The 21679-nt window shown below is 27.8% G+C and carries 18 protein-coding genes and 1 riboswitch; of the genes, 17 read left to right on the top strand and 1 reads right to left on the bottom strand.

What is annotated here, in order from left to right; genetic code table 11:
* Positions 1-117: 117 nt before the first annotated feature.
* Complete coding sequence (locus ACTG45_RS17965; RefSeq protein ID WP_479917634.1) at positions 118-1488, bottom strand: MFS transporter; 1371 nt, start codon at positions 1486-1488, stop codon at positions 118-120.
* A 179-nt stretch (positions 1489-1667) separates the two neighbouring features.
* A riboswitch (FMN riboswitch) is annotated at positions 1668-1783 on the bottom strand.
* Between the two features lie 287 nt (positions 1784-2070).
* Between ACTG45_RS17965 and ACTG45_RS17960 the strand changes: the two genes are divergently transcribed.
* From ACTG45_RS17960 to hypD, 17 genes are all read left to right on the top strand, one after another.
* The gene (locus tag ACTG45_RS17960) at positions 2071-3150 is read left to right on the top strand and encodes an ATP-binding protein (protein ID WP_479917633.1); all 1080 of its coding nucleotides are present in this window, start codon (positions 2071-2073) and stop codon (positions 3148-3150) included.
* A 472-nt stretch (positions 3151-3622) separates the two neighbouring features.
* Complete coding sequence (locus ACTG45_RS17955; protein WP_479919522.1) at positions 3623-4303, top strand: DUF881 domain-containing protein; 681 nt, start codon at positions 3623-3625, stop codon at positions 4301-4303.
* Positions 4296-5675, top strand: coding sequence for a GspE/PulE family protein (locus ACTG45_RS17950; RefSeq protein ID WP_479919521.1), 1380 nt, complete (start codon positions 4296-4298; stop codon positions 5673-5675). The genes ACTG45_RS17955 and ACTG45_RS17950 overlap by 8 nt, the downstream gene beginning before the upstream one ends.
* 171 nt (positions 5676-5846) lie before the next feature.
* Complete coding sequence (locus ACTG45_RS17945; protein ID WP_479919520.1) at positions 5847-6932, top strand: type II secretion system F family protein; 1086 nt, start codon at positions 5847-5849, stop codon at positions 6930-6932.
* A 52-nt stretch (positions 6933-6984) separates the two neighbouring features.
* Positions 6985-7335, top strand: a complete 351-nt coding sequence (locus ACTG45_RS17940; RefSeq protein WP_479919519.1) for a type II secretion system protein — start codon at positions 6985-6987, stop codon at positions 7333-7335.
* A gap of 188 nt (positions 7336-7523) precedes the next feature.
* Complete coding sequence (locus ACTG45_RS17935; RefSeq protein WP_479919518.1) at positions 7524-8246, top strand: pilus assembly protein PilM; 723 nt, start codon at positions 7524-7526, stop codon at positions 8244-8246.
* Positions 8247-8690, top strand: coding sequence for a hypothetical protein (locus ACTG45_RS17930; RefSeq protein ID WP_479919517.1), 444 nt, complete (start codon positions 8247-8249; stop codon positions 8688-8690). It abuts the gene before it with no gap.
* 14 nt (positions 8691-8704) lie between these two features.
* On the top strand, positions 8705-9289 hold the full coding sequence (locus ACTG45_RS17925; RefSeq protein WP_479919516.1) for a hypothetical protein: 585 nt from the start codon (positions 8705-8707) through the stop codon (positions 9287-9289).
* A gap of 252 nt (positions 9290-9541) precedes the next feature.
* Positions 9542-10579: a YecA family protein gene (locus ACTG45_RS17920; protein WP_021386268.1), complete on the top strand. Its 1038-nt coding sequence runs from the start codon at positions 9542-9544 to the stop codon at positions 10577-10579.
* Positions 10580-10659: 80 nt separating this feature from the next.
* On the top strand, positions 10660-11025 hold the full coding sequence (locus ACTG45_RS17915; protein ID WP_021386207.1) for a hypothetical protein: 366 nt from the start codon (positions 10660-10662) through the stop codon (positions 11023-11025).
* A 4-nt stretch (positions 11026-11029) separates the two neighbouring features.
* On the top strand, positions 11030-11347 hold the full coding sequence (locus tag ACTG45_RS17910; protein ID WP_021386273.1) for a hypothetical protein: 318 nt from the start codon (positions 11030-11032) through the stop codon (positions 11345-11347).
* A 47-nt stretch (positions 11348-11394) separates the two neighbouring features.
* Positions 11395-12999 carry an NAD(P)/FAD-dependent oxidoreductase gene (locus ACTG45_RS17905; RefSeq protein ID WP_479917626.1) on the top strand — a complete coding sequence of 535 codons (1605 nt, stop codon included), beginning with the start codon at positions 11395-11397 and terminating at the stop codon, positions 12997-12999.
* A 124-nt stretch (positions 13000-13123) separates the two neighbouring features.
* Entirely contained in the window at positions 13124-14752 is a 1629-nt protein-coding gene (locus tag ACTG45_RS17900) for a Na/Pi cotransporter family protein (RefSeq protein ID WP_021386231.1), read from the top strand.
* 490 nt (positions 14753-15242) lie between these two features.
* Entirely contained in the window at positions 15243-16592 is a 1350-nt protein-coding gene (locus tag ACTG45_RS17895) for a glucose-6-phosphate isomerase (RefSeq protein ID WP_479919515.1), read from the top strand.
* Positions 16593-16745: 153 nt separating this feature from the next.
* Positions 16746-17825, top strand: coding sequence for a serine protease HtrA (gene htrA / locus ACTG45_RS17890; protein WP_021386234.1), 1080 nt, complete (start codon positions 16746-16748; stop codon positions 17823-17825).
* A 344-nt stretch (positions 17826-18169) separates the two neighbouring features.
* On the top strand, positions 18170-19078 hold the full coding sequence (locus ACTG45_RS17885) for a trans-4-hydroxy-L-proline dehydratase activase (protein WP_479919514.1): 909 nt from the start codon (positions 18170-18172) through the stop codon (positions 19076-19078).
* A 4-nt stretch (positions 19079-19082) separates the two neighbouring features.
* Positions 19083-21452, top strand: coding sequence for a trans-4-hydroxy-L-proline dehydratase (gene hypD, locus ACTG45_RS17880; RefSeq protein ID WP_479919513.1), 2370 nt, complete (start codon positions 19083-19085; stop codon positions 21450-21452).
* The last annotated feature ends 227 nt before the right edge of the window (positions 21453-21679 follow it).

Here is a 21679-nt window from a genome sequence, read left to right as displayed (position 1 = left end):
AATAAATATTAGCAATTTATTGTTAAAAATTATAAAACTTAGCAAAACTACTATAAATTAATGTAGATTAGTATATTTAAAAATTTATTCACTAATGAAATAACCAATAAATTTTATTTAAGAAATAGATTTATCTGTTTTTCTCATAAAGAAAATAGTTAGTATAAGTCCTATAAAGCATACTGCTGCTGCAATCCAATAAGATTGATTACTAGCTGTGACATAAGCTGATGTATGGCTTTTAAAATTTTGATTATATGTAAGGCTTTGTGCAAAGAAACTACTAAAAAATGCTGTTCCAAGAGCAAATGATAAATTACGAACAGTTGCAAGAAAGCTACCTCCATATCCCTGTTTTTGTGGAGGGACATCTGCAAGGATACTACTATTGTTTGGTGAACTAAAAGCACCTAGTCCAAGTCCAAAAATAACTAAACATGCAATTAGAAGGAACAATGGTGAATCTGCCTTTAAAAGTGCCATTCCAACAAGGGAAATAGTCATAAATGAAAAAGATGCTGTTAAAATATTCTTTGCACCATGTTTATCAGAAAGAGAACCTGCAATAGGAGCTATAAGTACCATAATAAGTGGATGTACAGTCATTACAGAACCAGCCATCATAGGAGATAAATTTTTTAATTGCTCTAAATAAAACGGAAGTAGGAAAGACACTGCCATTTGAGGAAAATAACAAGCTATTCCGATAATGTTACCTACAGTGAAATTTCTATTTTTAAATAGAGGTAAGTCAATAAAACTTTGTTCAAATTTTACTTCTCTTAATGCCAACAGTAAGAATATTATAAGTGATGCTATTCCTAGATACAATCTTGTATCTCCCTTTCCATTCATCGCAAGTAATATAAGTGTAGTACAAGTTGCAAATAGTAGAAGACCTGGAATATCAAAGCTATTATTTTGTTCATCTAAAACAGGTCTAGGAAGAAATTTAATTCCAAGAAAGACTGCTACAATACCAATAGGTATATTGATAATAAAAATAGAAGGCCATCCGAAATGTTCTAAAAGTATCCCTCCAATTACGGGACCACTCATATTTCCTATACCAACTACAGCTCCAGTGATTCCTATAGCCTTTCCTTTTTCATTTGCTGGAAATGCATTAGAAACTATGCCAAGTCCAGTTGCCATTAAAATACTTGCTCCAACTGCTTGAAATATTCTTGAGGAAATTAATGTTGATAAATTATGTGATATACTACACAGAAAAGAACCTATTGTGAATACAAAAAATCCTAACGTGTATAGTCGATTTGAGCCTACTTTATCACCGAGTTTTCCAAAAAATAACATAGTAGCTGTTACGACAAGCATATAAGCTGTTACAACCCACTGAATTTGTGACATGTTAATTTTAAAGTCAGTAGCGATTGTAGGATTTGCGATATTTAGTATACTTCCATCAAGAGTAGACATAAATACACCAATACAGATGATAATTAATACTATCCATTTTTGTTTCATGATAACACTCCAATCTTTTATATAATAGATTTTATAAGTACAGAATGGTTATAAAATAAACAACAAAAAAGCACCTACATCTTAGGTACCTCGAATGTGTTTAATTTCATGAATAAATACGGTAGTTGAAGGAGTTGTATAGATTACTCATGCAAAATTACATAAAGGTACTCATATACTATTTTCTTCTACCATCCAGATTTTACTGTCGGCTTTGGAATCTGACCAAATTATGCCATAAGGCTCGCGGGCTTTTACCGCCGATAGGGAATTTCACCCGTTTCTGAAGAAAAACAGATGTATTTTGTAATATTATTTTAACATAAAATTACAACGGAAACAATTGGATTTAAACAATACACAACTATATTACTGTATAAAGAGTGAAATTATATTCATACATAAAAGTATATAAAAGTTAAATCACATAGTATGGAAATCTACTATAATTAGATAAAATTAATTTGTTATTGGTATTGAATGATAAGTTTTAGATTTATCAAAAGCATAAAGCTGTAACAAAACTCGTATAATATTAATATCTTAATTAAGAGATATTGTAAATTATGAGGAGGCGCTAATATGGAAGGAAAGGTAAAGAAGGCATTTCCAGGTGGGAACACATCACAAGGCTCATATTCTTTTTTTGAATATATAATTCCTGAAAATGTAAAAAGAGTTTTTTGTTTAAAAGGTGGACCTGGAGTAGGAAAATCCTCACTTATGAAAAAAATTTATAAAGAATTTTTAAATAGAGGATATGATATCGAATTATATAACTGTCCTTCTGACCCAAGTTCATTGGACGGTGTGGTTATAAAGGAATTAGGCGTGGTACTTATGGATGCAACTGCTCCGCACACTATGGACCCAAAGCTACCAGGAGCTTTGGACGAGATAATTAATTTAGGTGATTACTGGAATACAGAAGAGTTAGAAAAAAACAGACAAGAAATATCAGGATACGATAAAGATATTAGTAATGCATTTAAAAGAGCATTTAAGTTTTTAAAAGCATCAGAACCAATCTTTAGAGATATAGAGGAAAAGTATTCTGACTGTATGGATTATGGTAAAGTGAATCTAGTTACAGAAGAACTTATTAAAAAATTGTTTGATGGAGTTGAGAGCACAGGGAATTTAAAAAAAGCAAAACATTTATTTGGTTCAGCCATAACTCCTGTAGGATGTTTAGATTATACAGAAAACATTTTAAAAGATGTAAATAAGGTGTATTATTTAGATGGAGAAATAGGAACTGGGAAAACTACACTATTAAATAAAGTGTATAAAAAAGCTATTGAAAAAGGTTTAAATGTAGAAGTTTATCATTATCCACTTATTCCTGAGAAAATTGAGACTGTATTATTAACTGACTTAGATATAGGTATAACTATAAGCACAACTTTTAAAGAAGAGGAGACAATTAATTTAAATCAATTTTTAAATAGGGAAAAATTACTTAAATATGAAGAAGACATTAAATTTGATGAAAAAGTTTTGGATGATTTAATTTGTTGGGCAGTGTTAAATCTTAAGAGAGCTAAGTCTAAGCATGATATTATAGAAAGTTACTATATTCCTAACATGAGATTCGATGAAGTTGGAAAGTTAAGAGACAAACTAGTTAAAAGAATTTTAAAATATGAGAAAAATGTATAAGAACATATATATTAAATTAGATATTAATTATAAAAGATGATTTTTAGTAAACTGGCGTAGCTTTGAAGCTATGCCAGTTTGCTGTTTTTGATACAATTAAGAAATAATTATTAATTAATAGAGATTGTTATATAAAAAATTAATATTCTAGAAATAATTTTACAAAAAATATCTTACTTAGCTACAATATCTTTAGTTTGAGTTAAGGTGTGATAATGGAATATCCTTTTTAAAGTTATGCTTTTATAATAATATTAAAAAAATATTTATTGAAAGTTCACGTATTTTGTAAATAAGATTTAAGGATATATACTTGATATTAGTAATTTAGTGATAGGAGTTCAATGTATGATATTATATACTAAAGATGAATTTTAATATATAACTTTGATATAATAAACATATGTAAATGTTAAATGGTTAATTAAATAAACTTATCATATAAAAATAAATTTGTAAGGAGCAATACAGTATGAAAAAACAATATGTGTTTATAATACTAGCAAGTACTATTTTAGGTATACTTGTTGGAACCATATTTAGAGATTATAGTAATGAACAAACAGTTTATACAAGTAAAGATAAGTCAATAAGAAAAGAAATAAAATTGACAAGAAAGTCTATAAAGGAATTAACAAAAGAAAAAGACAAGTTAGATGAAGAAATTAATTCAATGAAAAAAAATCAAAAAAATTCTGAAAAAATCTCAGAAATAGAAACTCTTAGAGATAGCCTATCATATTCAGATGTGAAAGGTAGCGGAATAATATTAAATATAGACGCTATAGATGAAAAAACAGGGAATATAGCCAATAGTATAGACTATAATAAAATACTTGTAAAAGTCATAAATGAATTAAAAGTAAATGGAGGAAAATACATAGAAATAAATGGTCAAAGAATCAATCAGTATTCAGAAGTTGTACTTGCAGGAAGCCACATAAATATAAATGGAGTTCCTGTAGCACAACCTTATGAAATAAAATGCATTGGGGATAAAGATAAACTATCTAATTATGTAGATAAAGGCAGTAAATATTTAGATAGTATACAAACTACTTATCCAATGAAAGTAAGTATAAAAGCTGAAGAAAATATCTCTATGAAAAAAATGAATATACCTAATAAATTAAAGTATATAAAGGGTGATTAAGATTATATTAGAGGAAAGTAGTTTGCCAATGTTAATACCAGAAAAACTTGCAAAAAAATATAATGTATTTCCAGTAGAATTTCAAGATGATAATTTAGTAGTAGAAATAGAAGATGAAGATATATACGCTCTACAGGATTTAAGATTAGCTACAGGGAAAGAAATTATATTGAAAAAAGAGAAAAGAGAACTTATAAGTGAGAAAATTGATAAATATTACAATAACTTTGAACTTGATGAGGATTATGCAAAAAAACTATTTGAAAATCTTTTAGAAAAGGCTATGAAAGAAAATGCAAGTGATATACATATAGAACCATTTAAAGAGCATTTAATAGTGAGAATGAGGGTAGATGGAGAACTAAAAGAAGTATCAAAGTTTTTAATTGATATATATCCATCATTATCTACTGTCGTAAAATTAAAGGCCTCAATGGATATAACGGAAAAAAGACTTCCTCAAGATGGTAGAGTGGATGTAAAGTTAGGTGGGAACTTAATTGATATTAGGGTTTCATCAATACCAACTGTCTATGGTGAAAAAATTGTTTTAAGAATACTTAATAGAGATACTTTCTTAAAAGATAAGATAGAACTTGGATTTTCAGATGAAGCAATAAAATCTATAAATAATATAATAAATAAAAGAGCAGGGATATTATTAGTTACAGGCCCTACAGGTAGCGGAAAAACTACAACAGTATATTCCTTATTAAATGATTTAAAAGGCATAAATAAAAATATAATGACCATAGAAAATCCAGTAGAGTATAAGATGGATGGTATAAGTCAGATTCAAGTGAATTCAAAAGTAGGATTAAGTTTTGATGTGGGTCTTAGAGCGATATTAAGACAAGACCCAGATATAATAATGGTTGGAGAAATAAGAGATGCAGAAACAGCTAAAATAGCAGTAAGAGCAGCTATAACAGGTCATTTAGTTATAAGTACTTTACACACTAATGATGCAGTGTCTTCTATAGCTAGGTTATTAGAAATGCAAATACCACCATATCTTTTGAATGCATCTCTTATAGGTGTTATCTCTCAAAAATTGGTTAGAAAAGTTTGTAATCATTGCAGTCATGAGATTATGATAAAAGATAATTTTAGTGGAGATGTAAATACTAAAGTAGCTGTAGGTTGTGAGAGATGTAATGACAAAGGGTATTTTGGAAGGACGGCAATTTATGAAATATTAGAAGTCAATGATGATATAAAGACATGTATAAGAAATATGGATGATTCTAGTACTATAAAAGATGTTGCACAAAAAAATGGAATGATAACATTTGAAGATAGTTGTAAAAGATTAATAAATGAGAAAATTACTACATTAGAAGAATGTTTAGTAGTAAATGAAATGATTTAATTTAATTGTATAGTTAACTTTCATTTAAATAATTAGACTTCATTTAATCTACTTTAATTAAAGTATTTGAGTATAAATTATACTTAAGTGAGAAAAAGTTAAATGTATTAAATTAGAAAATATTAAGTTTATTTAATTATAATTAATATAATTTGGAAGGAATTATAGTACATGAGATTATCTAAAAGTATATTTTATAATTTAGAAAAGCTTTATTTAGTATTAAATAGAATTAGTGATAAAGAAGTTAGAGTAATTTGCAAAGAGATAGGTATATTATTAGAATCTGGTTGTGAGATTACGAAGATATTTGAAGTCATTGAGGGGCAGTCTAGTAAAAAGGTAAAAAATTTGCTTAACATAGTATCAAATCACATCCAAAAAGGTAATTCAATAGCAGAATCATTTCAGATAACAGGTACATTTTCTAAATTTTTTATAAGCATGATAAGAGCAGGAGAAACTAGTGGAAACCTAGATGTAATAATGAATGATTTATCTAATTATTATGATAAAGAACACAAATTAAAAATGAAAATAATAAATATTTCAATCTATCCAATAATACTTATAATATTATCTATCGTATCAATGATATTTATATTGGTATTTGTAATACCTAATTTTCAGGTGATTTTTACAAGTAATGGAATTGAACCACCTTTAATAACTAGAGTCTTAATAGTAATATCTGCAATAGTTACAAATAATCTAGGTTTTCTGATGCTCAGTTTTGTATTATTTTTAATAGTAACTATTTACTTTTTTATAACAAATGATAAAATAAAAAGATTGATTAATTCTCTGAAATTTAAGGTGCCTTTTATAAGAAGAATTAATCAGTTGGTAGCTACAACTAGATTTTCTAGAGCATTGTCTATCTTAATTAGTAGTGGAATACAAATTGTGGACGCTATAGAAATGTCAGCAAGTGTTGTAGATAATGAATTTATTTGTGAAAGACTAAAGATTTCTAATAATTATATAAAAAAGGGAAATGGTATAGGTAAGTCCTTAAATCTAGCAAATATTTTTCCTAAATTATTTATTTCAATGGCAAACACAGGAGAAGAAAGTGGAAAATTAGATAAAAGTTTAGATGTAATAAATAAATTTTATGAAAGTGAATTAAATAATAAAATAGAACAAATAATGAAATTTATAGAACCTATTTTAATTATTTTTATGGGATTAATTATTGGAATTTTTATTTTGGCGATGGTTATTCCAATGTTCGATGCAGTTACTAGTTTTTAGGATAAAAAATAAATTTTATTAGAGAAAACTTTTAAAAGGAGAGAATATTTAATTGATAAATAAAAAACGAAAAGGATTTACACTCGTTGAAATGATTGTAGTAGTAACAATTTTAGGTGCTATATCTAGTATAGCATTAGTTAAATACAGCAAGGTTCAAGAAAGTGCTAAGCTAAATGCAGATTATACAAATGCTGCAAATATAGTAACCGCAGCTAGTATGGCTATTAATGATGATGAAAATATAGCAGAATCTCTAAGTGTAGAGTCTTTAAAGGAAAAAGGATATTTAAATACTGTTCCAGTTCCTCAAAGTACATCAGGTAAATTTGAACTTGTTATAAATGATAGTGGTACAGATATAAGTGTAAATATAAATTCTAAACAATTCTATCCAAAGTAGTATTTATATCTATATATTTTAGAGTTTAATTAAAGGAGAGGATTATAATTAAAAAAATTTTAAATTTAGAGATAAATGATGATTATATAAGGATTGTATTTTTAAGAAAAAATCATAAAAAAATTTTTATAGATAAGTCAGTTACAAAAGAGATTAACTTTAATATAAAAAATGATAGTAATGAGGTTGTGAGGATTAGATACATAGAAGATGTAGTTAGACTTGTAAAAGAGGAGATAGCTAAATCAAAAATATCATATAAAAATGTATACTTTAATATTCAAATTCAAGATATAGTTATTAGGAATATTGAAGTTATAGATACTAAGAAAAAAAGAGACATATTAAATATGATTGAATTTGAAATAACACAATACATTCCGATAAATATAAATAACTATTCAATAAAATACAAAGTTATAAATTCTAGCCATGATAAATTGAATATACAAGTGATTCTTTTTCCAAAAAGTATTATTAAATTAATTAAGAGCATTTCAGAAAATCTAAACTTAAACCCAAAGGCTATAAATATAAATTTTGATATACTACAAAAACTCATAAACTTAGACTTGATAGAAGATTTTTTAGAAGAAGGAGTATTTATAGAGTGTAAAAAAAATCAGTTTATTATAAATCTAACAAGAGATAAAAAAATAGAAGAAACATACTTACTATCAAAAGAAATAAAATCTTATGAATCAGTAAAGAAGCTATTAAGTAGTTTTAAGTGCATTTATTACTATGGAATAGAAAATTATTTTGTTGAAGAATACTTTAAAGATACAGATAGGTATATTGAAATAAGTCCATTGAAATTAAAAGATAAAGTAAAAGTAGAAAATAATTATGATAGAGATTTAGAAGGTAGCAGTATAAATTATATAAGCAGTATAGGAATGATTATTTAAATGAAGCCTTGTAAAACTATAAATTTTCTCAATGGATTAAAAGAAACTAAATCATCTAATAAAGTATATAAACTAATAATAGTCTTAATTTTAATGTGTGTTATATTCAAATCGTTTATATATTTAAACTCTATAAGCGAACTTAAAAATTACATAAGTCAAAATACGTCAATAAAAGAATCAAAACAGGCTATACCAATGACTGAAGAGAATAGAGAGCAATTCTCTAAAATAAAATTTAACGAAATAAAAAAAATATATGAAACAGTTGGAATAAATAATATTACTAGAATAAAAATAGATAAAAATAAACTGGAAGTGGAAGGAGTATGTAATGATTTAGATGTTTTAAATAACCTAAGAAAAATAAAGTACATAAAATATTATCATATAGACAGCATTGTAAGAGATGGAGAATATTACAAATTTAAAATAAAAAGTTAGATGGGTGATTATTTTTGAGATTAAATAATAGAGAAAAAAATCTACTTAAAATATTGTTCATATTAATTATTATATTAGCAACTAATATAATATTAAGTCCACTAGAAAAAAACTTAACTAGTTTGAAGAAAGAAAAACAAAATTTAATAAACAAAATAAATAAGCGAGATAATTATCAAATAAAGGACAATAATTATAAAGATGATAAATATATAGAAAATGTTGAATTAAATGAAAATGAAGAATTGAAAAGTAATTTTAATAATTCATTTTTAGATAAAAAAACAAATAAAGATATGGTATTATTAGTAGAAAATGAACTGAGAGACATAGTGAACATAGAATATATTAATCAAGAGAGTGGTTTGGATAATAGCAATAAAAAACAAGTTAATTTAGAAATAAAAGTCAATGGTGAACTTGAAAATGTATTGAAACTTGAAGGTTTAATGAAGAATTTGAAGTTAAGTAATAAACTTGAAAAAGTAGAAATTAACAAATTAAAAACGAGTAATTTAGACGTCCAAAATATTTCTAATGGAGATAAACGAGGAAAAGACAATATTGTTGAATGTAAAATGACAATTAGAGTCACATAACAAAAAAGAATAGATAAAGTAAAAAACTATTATCAATTAATAAAATTTTATAGAGGAATTAGTTTTACGATAATTCATTTCTACAAGAGGGATTGTTAGTGATTTTATCGAAATCCTAATTAAAGTTAATATATTATACCAAAATATAAGTAAATTTAAGAGAATATTTACTTATACTATAGATTGATTAATAAAAAAATGGTATAATAACAAATTGTACTTTAATTTAATAATAAGGGAGTGGAAGTCATATTGTTAGGGAGAAATGAGCTATGCCCTTGTGGAAGTGGCAAAAAATACAAGAAATGTTGTTTAAATAAAGATATTGTTTCAGAAAGAGCATGCAGAAAAACTGAACTTTCACAAAAACAATATACAGATTTATATTCAAAGTTATATGATTATTCAAGACAGGATAGATTCAAAGACGAATGTGAAAAAGCTAAAGAAATGTTTTATATAATGCAAAATGATAGTGTAAATGAAAAATTTGAAAGATTTTTTAATACTTATTTAATACAAGACCACATAATGGAAAATAAAAAGGTCATGACTGTTGGGTTTCTTGAAGAAAATGGTGCAAACTTAAGCCAATCAGAAGTATCAATATTAAAAAGTTTGTTTGAATCATATGTAAGTATTTATGAAGTAAAAGAAGTTTCTTCTGGAAAAATAGTATTAAAAGATTGTCTAAGTGGGAATGAACTTTACACAGAAGATGTAAAACTTCTAAGAAGTTTTAAAAGCGGAAGTTGTATGATAGCTAGAATTATTGATATTGAAGGAACTAACATACTGATAGATGTAACTATAAGTATATCAAATGAAGTTAAAGACATAATTTTAAAAGATGTTATGAATTTATTTAATCAATATCAAGACTTATACAAAGATATGAAGACTTTCTTAATCTATCATACACATATACTATACAAGTATATACAACAGCTTTTAGACCCAAGTATAGCTGAATACTTAAAGAGAGAAAGAGATAAGAAGAAAACAAAAGTTAATTCAGAAAATGAATTAGCTGAAGTAGAGTGCAAAGTTTTAGATACTCTTAAAGAAAATGTAGAAAAAGAAAATATAGATGCCTGTATAGAGTTTTGGAATGAGTATAAGAAAAAACATGAAAATATAAAAGGAGCTGAAAATGGTTGGGCAGCTGCTGTTGAATATTATGTTAAGAAAGAAGCAGGACAACCTATAACTCAAGTACAAATATCAAAAAAATACGATATAAGTTCCAGTACGTTAGGAAAAAGATACAAAGATTTAAAAATATCTTAATTAATTATGAAAAGCTTTAAGTCATAGATAAAGAATATATAGTATAATATATGTATAATGTTGAGAAAGAGGTATTAATAATGAGTCTTAGTTTAGGAAATGCAATTGCTGTGTCAACGAACTTTATAAAATCTAATCCAGCAGTACCTGTGTACAATGGAGAAGAAATATATGCGGTTATTTATCATATAGAAATAGGATATAATAATGGTGTATCACCTGATACCAAACAATATATAATAATAGACTATAAAGAGTTCGATTTATCTATGGATAAAAAAAATGAACTAATAGAAATAGCAAAAGAATACTGTAAATCTAAAGGTATTATAGAAAATGAAAACCTTGAAATAAATCTTTTAGATAATGAAGAAGCAGAAAACTTCTTAGAAAAGGTATTTAATAACATGAAAGTTATAAGAGGCCTTATAACTAAAAGAGGATAAATAAATGGACTATGTAGGAATAGAAAATATAACACCTTATGAAAATGTATATGAATTTAGTGTGTATAAATATGATGATGAAATCACTTTAGGTAGTGAAGAGTTATATGTGTGTGAATTAAGGGTTATATTAATTAAAGTGAATTCTCTGTATGTTGAAAGATTGAATAAGTCAGTTGAAGCAATGGTCTTAGTAAAAAACTTGAAAAAAGATTTAGATAAAGCAATTGTTGTAAATAAAATAAAGAATTTTGTGTTAGACGAGATTTGGGTAGAAAATCTAGTAAAAGAGAATATAGAAGTTATATTTGTAGAAAGCTAGGAATAACCCTAGCTTTTTTATATTACAATCTAAGAGAGGAAAACAATATGTTAAGAGTATCTAATATAAAACTTGGAATTGATAAAGATATATCTTTATTAAAAGATATTGTACTTAAGAAGCTTAGAATAAAAGAAAAAAACTTAGTTAAATATAGTATATATAAAGAATCTATAGACGCTAGAAAAAAAGGAAAAATGGAGTTTGTTTATTCTGTAGATGTAGAAGTTAAAGATGAAGATAAAATACTCAGTTCAAAAATAAAAGATGTAACAAAAATAAAGGAAATCAGATATACAAATGTGACTATGGGTAATAAAAAATTGAAGAATAATCCTTTAGTAATTGGTAGTGGACCAGCAGGTTTGTTTGCAGGTTTAATTTTGGCTCAAATGGGTTATGAACCAATCATACTTGAAAGAGGTCTTGATGTAGACAATAGAACTAAAGATATAAGTGATTTTTGGACAACTAGAAAGTTTAAAAATAATTCAAATGTTCAATTTGGAGAAGGTGGAGCAGGAACTTTTTCAGATGGTAAACTTACAACTAGAATAAAGGATATACGATGCAGAAAAGTATTGGAAGAGTTAGTTCAATTTGGAGCACCAGATGAAATATTATACTCACATAAGCCACATGTAGGAACAGATATATTAAAAAATGTAGTTAAAAATATAAGAAATGAAATAATAAATCTAGGTGGTCAAGTTAGGTTTAATTCAAAAGTGACTGATGTAGTTGTATCAAATGATTCTATACAATCTGTAATGATAAATGGTATTGAAAAAATAGATACAGATACAGTTATATTAGCTGTTGGACATAGTGCAAGAGATACTTATGAAATGTTGTATTCAAGAGGTGTAAAAATAATTCAAAAACCTTTTGCAATAGGAGCTAGGGTTGAACATCCACAGGATTTAATAAATAAAGCACAATATAAGGAGTTTTACAATCATCCTAGACTAGGAGCAGCCGATTATAGACTTATAGAGCATGTTTCAAATGGAAGAACAGCATATACCTTTTGTATGTGTCCAGGAGGTAGTGTCATAGCATCTGCATCAAATGACTTTGAAATAGTTACAAATGGTATGAGCGAACATGCAAGGGACAAGGTAAATGCAAATAGTGCATTTTTAGTAAATGTAACTCCAGAAGACTTTAATAGTGATAATCCTCTAGCAGGTGTACATTTCCAACAAGAATATGAAAAATTAGCTTTTGAATTAGGTGGAAAAAATTACAATGCACCAGTTCAACTTGTTGGAGATTTTATCAATAATAAAGCATCTACAAATTTAGGCAGTGTTGAGCCATCATATAGACCTGGATATACACTTACAAATTTAAGTGAATGTTTACCTAGTTTTGTAACAGAAACTATGAGAGAGGCATTCATATCTCTTGATAAAAAATTGAATGGATTTGCAATGTACGATGCTGTTTTAACTGGAGTAGAGACTAGGTCATCATCACCAATAAGAATAGTAAGAGATGAGGATACTTTAGAGTCAGTAAGTGTTAAGAATCTATATCCATGTGGTGAAGGTGCTGGATATGCAGGTGGGATAGTCACAGCAGCAGTTGATGGTATAAAATGTGCAGAAAAAATAATACAAAAATACACTAATAATACAAAAATTTAACATAAATTTAATGATTTTTTAATATTTAACATGAATTTAACATTATCACTCCTATAATTTGATAAAATACAATAGGTTATAAAAATTTTTAGATACAGTAATCTCTTTACAAGGAGGAAATAATTTGAACATTATAATAAGTCTAATGGGTGGATTAGGTCTATTCTTATATGGTATGAACCTTATGGGAGAAGGTCTACAAAAATCTGCTGGGACAAAGCTAAAAAAGATAATAAAATTACTTACTAGTAACCTATTTATGGGAGTTTTAGTAGGTACAGGAGTTACAGCAGTAATACAAAGTTCAAGTGCTACTACTGTAATGGTTGTTGGTTTCGTAAATGCAGGCATAATGACATTAAAGCAGGCAATTGGTGTAATAATGGGTGCCAATATAGGTACTACTGTTACAGCCCAATTGGTATCTTTTGATTTAACTGGTATGGCTCCAGTAGCATTAGGTATAGGTATCATACTTTATTTATTTGGAAATAAGCCTAGGATAAAAAATATAGCCGAAATACTTATAGGTTTTGGTATATTGTTTACAGGTATGGATTTTATGAAAATGGCAGTTGAGCCATTAAGAGACTATCAAGGGTTCACTGACTTACTAGTTACATTTGGTAGATATCCACTACTTGGATTATTATTGGGATTTGGAATTACAGCAATAATACAAAGTTCAAGTGCATCTATGGGTATGTTGGTTGCACTGGCAGCAGAAGGTCTAGTGCCATTATCAGCAGCATTGCCAATTCTTTATGGTCAAAATATTGGGACATGTGTAACTTCGCTGTTATCGAGTATTGGTGCCAATAAAAACGCACGAAGAGCAGCTATGATGCATCTAATCTTTAATGTTTTAGGAACGGTGATATTCTTAATATTATTAAATAAGCCAGTAGTAAACTTGGTTACAAGTTGGGACCCAAGTAATGTTGCAAGACAAATAGCTAATACACATACACTGTTTAATATAATATCTGTCTTAATACTTTTACCATTTACAAAGCTTATCATAAAGCTAGCAATAAGACTTGTTCCTGATAAAGAAGGCGATATAGATGAAGATGAAGCTAAGACTATTAAATATATAGATGATAGAATGATAGAAACTCCTTCTATAGCTCTTGCAAATACGATAAAAGAAACACTTCGTATGGGTGAAAAGGCTAAGGAAAGTTTAAATGCTTCTATGGAGGCTTTAGTAGAACATGCAACTGAAAAAATAGACAAGACATATAGGCGAGAGAGATTAATCAATGATTTGCAGAAAGCTATTTTGAATTACTTACTTAAACTTTCAAAAGCACCTTTAGATGATGATTCGAGAGAAGTTGTGGATACCTTGTTTAACACAGTTAATGATATAGAAAGAATTGGTGACCATGCTAAAAATATAGCTGAATTATCACAAGTTGCAATAGATTCAAATATTTCTTTCTCAGAAGAAGGACAATCTGAACTTGATGTTATGTACAATAAGGTTGTTTCAGCATATACTTATGCATTAGAATCAATGAGAACTGATAATGTAGATTTGGCTTGCAAGGTTATAAAAATCGAAGAGCAAGTTGATATAATGGAAAAATCTTGTAGAGCTAATCATATGTACAGATTGAATAATAATCTATGTAGTATAGAGAATGGAGTTATTTATTTAGATGTAATAAGTAATCTAGAGAGAATATCTGACCATGCTGTCAACATAGCACAACAAGTTATAGCTAAGAGATTAGGAAATGATTAAAAATAATATAAGAATTAAAATATAAATGAAAGAGAAACTCTAAATGATAAGTTTAGAGTTTTTTTTTATTAGTTATTTATAATTCAACTATCTGATTGTATAACTATTCCAATAAGGAGACTTTAATACTGCATCATAAATTTAGTACTAGATTTTTCCATAAAAATTTTACCTACAACTTAAATCTATTTAAATTTACATGTAAGGACGTATAAACTGTATTTCAATTAATTTAAACAAAGCATTATTTCTTGTCAATCATCCATATAGCATGTTTTAATTTTCTGTGAAATACAGATGATATACTATTTTTAATAACTTTATTTGATTAAAAATTTATAATTTATAGATAGTTATAGTATTTAGAAGAATCGATTTCCTGATAACAAATGGTGATATATGTATAATTTTGTGGCAAATTTTAAAAAAAAACACCCATATTTTATGTTATAATCTCTTTAAAACGAATATGCTGAAAAGAGGGATTTAAATGGGAAAAATAAATTTTGATTATAGTAAAGCTACGGAGTTTTTTTGTCAAAACGAAATAGATGTTATGCAACCATATGTAGATGTTGCACATGACATGTTACATAATAAAACGGGTTTAGGAAATACTTTTCTAGGTTGGATAGACCTTCCTAAAAATTATGATAAGGAAGAGTTTGATAGAATAAAAAAATCTGCTGAAAAGATAAAATCTGACTCAGACGTTCTTTTAGTAATAGGTATAGGAGGCTCTTATTTGGGTTCAAGAGCTGCTATAGATATGGTAAGTCATTCATTTAGAAATGGACTTAAAAAGGAACAAAGAAAGGCTCCAGAAGTATATTTCGTAGGACACAATATAAGCTCAACATATATTATGGATTTATTAGATGTAATTGAAGGTAAGGATATTTCTGTAAATGTAATATCTAAATCAGGAACTACTACAGAACCAGCTCTTGCTTTTAGAATATTTAAAGATTATTTAGAGAAAAAGTATGGCAAAGAAGAAGCGAAAAAGAGAATTTATGCAACAACAGATTCAAGTAAAGGAGCACTTAGACAGTTAGCTACAGAAGAAGGATATGAGACTTTTGTAATACCAGATGATGTAGGCGGTCGTTTTTCTGTACTAACAGCAGTTGGATTACTTCCTATTGCTGCTGCAGGGCTTGATATTGATGCTATGATGAAAGGTGCAAGTGATGCTAGAGAAGCATTTCAAAATCCTGATTTAAAAAGTAACGATAGTTATAGATATGCTGTTGCTAGAACAATTTTACATAGAAAAGGAAAAGATGTAGAGCTATTGGTTAACTATGAACCTCAATTGCATTATGTGAGTGAGTGGTGGAAACAGCTTTATGGAGAAAGTGAAGGAAAAGAAAATAAAGGGTTATTCCCTGCTTCTGTAGATTTTTCAACAGATTTACACTCTATGGGTCAATATATCCAAGATGGGAAAAGAATTTTATTTGAGACAGTACTTAATGTTGAAAACTGTAAGAGAAATATAACTATAAATTCAGAGGAAGTAGATTTAGATGGTCTAAACTATCTAGCAGGTAAGACTGTAGATTTTGTTAATCATAAAGCTTTTGAAGGAACTCTATTAGCCCACACAGATGGAAAAGTACCTAATTTAGTAATAAATATACCTCAATTAGATGAATATAATTTTGGATATCTAGTGTATTTCTTTGAAAAAGCTTGTGGAATAAGTGGATATTTATTGGGTGTTAATCCATTTGACCAACCAGGAGTAGAAGCCTACAAGAAAAATATGTTTGCCTTATTAGGAAAACCAGGTTATGAAAAAGAAAAGGAAGAATTAGAAAAAAGACTTAAATAATTTTAAATAGTTAAGGTTTAATTAAGATTAAAATAATATAATGAAATCATCGAAAAAGAGTTTACTCAAAATAGATGATTTCATTTTTTTATGAAAAATTGGGAAAAATATATTTTGATAATTTATATTATATTAGATAGGGAGTGGTATGAGATGTCAAGAAGAAAGAAAGGTATAAGTTTAGTAATATTAGTTGCTATAATAAGTTCAATACTTAGTAGTTTACTAACAATAATTTTAGTTAAAGATAATTTAGGAAGTAAGACTACAGGAAATTCTACACCTATAGTTGTAAATGATGATGGTAAGAGTCAAAATATTTATCAAGCAGTTGCAGAAAAAGCCACACCATCTGTTGTAGGTATTACGACAACTAGCGTCGATACTAATAATATGTTTGCAATACCAACTGAAACACAAGGTGTAGGAACTGGAATCATAGTAGATTCAAATGGTTATATACTTACTAATTCTCATGTTATATCAGATGGTCAAGCTACAAGTGTAAATGTACTATTCAATGATGGTTCAACAACTTCAGGTAAAGTTGTATGGTTTGACCAACAACTTGATTTAGCTATAGTTAAAGTTGATAAAACTGGATTGACACCAGCAGAATTTGCTGATAGTGATAAAGTAAAGGTTGGAGATATATCAATAGCAATAGGTAATCCACTTGGATTAGATTTCCAAAAAACAGTTACTCAAGGGATAATAAGTGGATTAGATAGAACTATACAAACAGAAAAAACTAATATGACTGGTTTATTACAAACTGATGCAAGTATAAATGCAGGAAATAGTGGAGGACCATTATTAAATCAAAAAGGTCAAGTAATTGGTATAAACACAGCAAAAGCTTCTCAAGCAGAAGGCTTAGGATTTGCAATACCAATTAATACAGCTAAAAGTATAGTTGAAGAAGTAATAAAAACTGGAAAATATGAAAAAGTGACTCTAGGTATAAAAGGTACAGATGTATCAAACTATGAGGCAGCTACAGGAACAAAATTAAGTACTGATAAAGGTGTTTATGTGGCAGAAGTAGTATCTGGCTCATCAGCAGAAAAAGCTGGAGTAAAAGTAGGAGATATTATAACTAAAGTAGGAGATGCAAATATAACAGGTATGAATGACCTAAATAAAAAGTTATATACTTTCTCAAAAGGAGCTAGTACAAAAATTACAGTAAATAGAGGCGGAAAAGCAGTAACAATAAATGTGAATTTCTAAATATGACTAGAAAGGTGGAGACTACATGATAAAGTGTAGTCTCTATTTTTATTTAATTTTTATAGTATATATATCTAAATTAACAAAAATAATATATTGTTTATGTGATATAGCTATATTTACTTATAAAAATAAATTTAATAAATATTTAAATTTAATTTATAAAATCAGTATAAATATCATAATAAAATAAAATTTTTTAATAACACTAAAAAAATATAGACAAAATAATAACAAATATAGTATTATGTAATTGTAGAAATGCTTTTCATAGATACAACCTATGAAAATAAATTACATAAAGATGAAAAAATGGAATGGATATTATTTAGGGGTGAAAAATTATGAATCCATTAGTTATAAACTTACAAAAATGTAGTATACATGATGGACCAGGAATAAGAAGTACAGTTTTTTTTAAAGGATGTCCACTTGAGTGTGTTTGGTGTCATAATCCAGAGAGTCAAACATATACAAAACAAGTTTTGTATAATGAAGAAAGATGTTCAAGATGTGAAGCATGTATAAACATATGTCCTCATAAAGCAATCTTCAAAGGGGAAACAAAAATATGTTTAGACCAAGATAAGTGTGAATTTTGTGAAACTTGCTTAGACTATTGTGTAAACAATGCAAGAGAAATTGTTGGTCAAGAGTATTCTGTAAAAAGTTTGGTTAAAGAGATAGAGAAGGATAGAATTTTCTATGAAGAATCAGGTGGAGGAGTAACTCTATCAGGTGGGGAAGTAATGGCTCAAGACATGGATTTTATTTGTGGAGTAATAAATATGTGCAAATCAAAGGGGATTCATGTAGCAATTGATACTTGTGGTTATGCAAGGTCAGAAAATTATGAGAGAGTTGCAAAATGTGCAGATTTATTTTTATATGATATTAAGCTTATTGATGAAGAAAAGCACATAAAATTTACAGGAAAATCAAATGACTTAATATTGGAAAATGTCAAACTTCTGAGTGAATTAGGAGCTAATATAAATATAAGAATACCATTAATAGTAGGAGTAAATGTAGATGATGAAAATTTAGAGGTTAAAAAAATGATAGAATTTTTAAAGCCTTTGAATATAAAAGCTGTAAGTCTTCTTCCATATCATAATATTGGTAAACATAAGTATGATAAGATCTATAAAAAGTATGAGGGAGAAGAATTACAAAGACCAACTGAAGAAAAATTAGAAGAAATAAAAAGGCTGTTTGAAGCAAGTAATTTCAATACTAAGATTGGGGGGTAATAAAATGTCAAGAGGAACTTTTGAGAGAACTAAAAAATTAAGAGAAGAAAGTGTTAACGCAGAACCACACATATCTATTGAAAGAGCAGTACTTATGACAGAGGCTTATAAAAAATATGAAGGAAGTGTAGAAATTCCTGTACTTCGTGCTTTATCATTTAAGCATTATATAGAGAATAGAACTCTTAGCATAAATGATGGAGAATTAATAGTAGGTGAAAAAGGTGATTCTCCTAATGGAGCACCAACATATCCAGAAATTTGTTGCCATACTTTAGAAGATTTAGATGTAATGCACAATAGAGATATAATAAATTTCAGTGTATCTGAAGAAGCTAAAAAAATACAACAGGAAGAAATAATACCTTTCTGGAAAAAGAGACAAACAAGAGAAAAAATAATAAATGCAATGACACCTGAATGGTTAGCAGCATATGAAGCAGGTATGTTCACAGAGTTTATGGAGCAAAGAGCTCCTGGACATACAGTTTGTGGAGATACAATATATAAAAAAGGATTTTTAGATTTAAAGAAAGATGTAGAAGCAAGACTAAAAGAATTAGATTTTCTTAATGATTTAGATGCATATAATAAGAAAGCTGATTTGGAAGCTATGGCAATAGCTTGTGATGCAATGGTAATATTAGGTAAGAGATATGCTGAGAAAGCAAGACAAATGGCAGAAGAAGAAACAGATGAAGCTAAGAAAAAAGATTTATTACTAATTGCTGAAACTTGTGATGTTGTACCAGCTCATAAACCAGAAACTTATCATCAAGCTATACAAATGTACTGGTTTGTTCATATAGGGGTTACTACTGAACTTAATATATGGGATGCTTTTACTCCAGGAAGACTTGACCAGCATTTAAATCCTTTCTATGAAAGAGATGTAGAGAATGGAGTGTTAGATAGAGATAGAGCACAAGAATTACTTGAATGTTTATGGGTTAAATTTAATAATCAACCAGCACCACCAAAAGTTGGTATAACATTAAAAGAAAGTAGCACATACACAGACTTTGCAAATATAAACACTGGTGGAATAAATCCAGACGGTCAAGATGGTGTTAATGAAGTTAGTTATATAATACTTGATGTTATGGATGAAATGAAATTGATACAACCTAGTTCAAACGTTCAAATAAGTAAAAAAACTCCTCAAAAATTCTTAAAGAGAGCTTGTGAAATATCAAGAAAAGGATGGGGTCAACCAGCATTTTATAACACTGAAGCAATAGTACAAGAACTTATGGAAGCTGGAAAGACTATAGAAGATGCAAGACTTGGTGGAACTAGTGGGTGTGTTGAAACTGGATGCTTTGGTAAAGAAGCATATGTTTTAACTGGATATATGAATATTCCAAAAATACTTGAATTAACATTAAATGATGGATATGACCCAATTAGCAAAAAGCAAATAGGTATTAAAACTGGAGACCCTAGAAGTTTTAAATCTTATGAGGAATTATTTGAGGCATTTAAAAAGCAATTACATTATATGATTGATATAAAAATAGAAGGAAATGCTGTAATAGAAAATATATGTGCAAAACATATGCCTTGCCCACTTATGTCTACAATAGTTGATGATTGTATAGAAAAAGGTAAGGACTATCAAAGAGGTGGAGCAAGATATAACACTAGATATATACAAGGTGTTGGTATAGGAACTATAACAGATAGTTTAACAGCAATAAAATATAATGTATTCGATAAGAAAAAATTTGATATGGATACATTACTTAAAGCACTTGATGTTAATTTTGAAGGATATGAAGCTATACTTAATTTAGTTTCAAATAAGACTCCTAAATATGGAAATGATGACGATTATGCTGATGAGATAATGCAAGAGATATTCAACACATATTATAATGAGGTAACTGGTAGACCAACTGTTTGTGGTGGAGAATATAGAGTGGATATGTTACCAACAACTTGTCATGTATACTTTGGTGAAATTATGGGAGCAAGTCCAAATGGTAGACTTTGTGCAAAACCAGTTTCAGAGGGAATTTCACCTGAAAAAGGTGGGGATACTAATGGACCTACAGCAGTTATAAAATCTTGTGCTAAGATGGACCATATAAAAACTGGTGGAACATTATTAAATCAAAGATTTGCACCATCAGTAGTTCAAGGTGAAAAAGGATTGGATAATATGGCTAATCTAGTAAGAGCATACTTTAATATGGATGGGCATCATATACAATTCAATGTATTTGATAAAAATGTATTATTAGAGGCTCAAAAGAATCCTCAAGATTACAAAGACTTAATAGTTAGAGTTGCGGGGTATAGTGACCATTTCAATAATCTAAGTAGAACACTACAAGATGAGATAATAGGAAGAACTGAGCAAACATTCTAGGATTGTTTGTAAACAAAACTTCTTACTATATAAAAAAGCAACTGGTATAATAATAGTATAGACTATTAGATACCATTTAAAAAAATTCAGATTAATTATGAGCTAACTTTCTAAATTGGAAGTTAGCTCGTTAAGTTTAATGAAAAAATCGTTAAATTTATATTTAATAAGTGTTATATATATTAAGGAATAATTTATATTAATATAATATGGTTTGATTTTATGAG

The sequence above is a fragment of the Clostridioides sp. LIBA-7602 genome (genome assembly GCF_056688945.1).
This window is presented reverse-complemented; position numbering and strand designations above follow the sequence as displayed.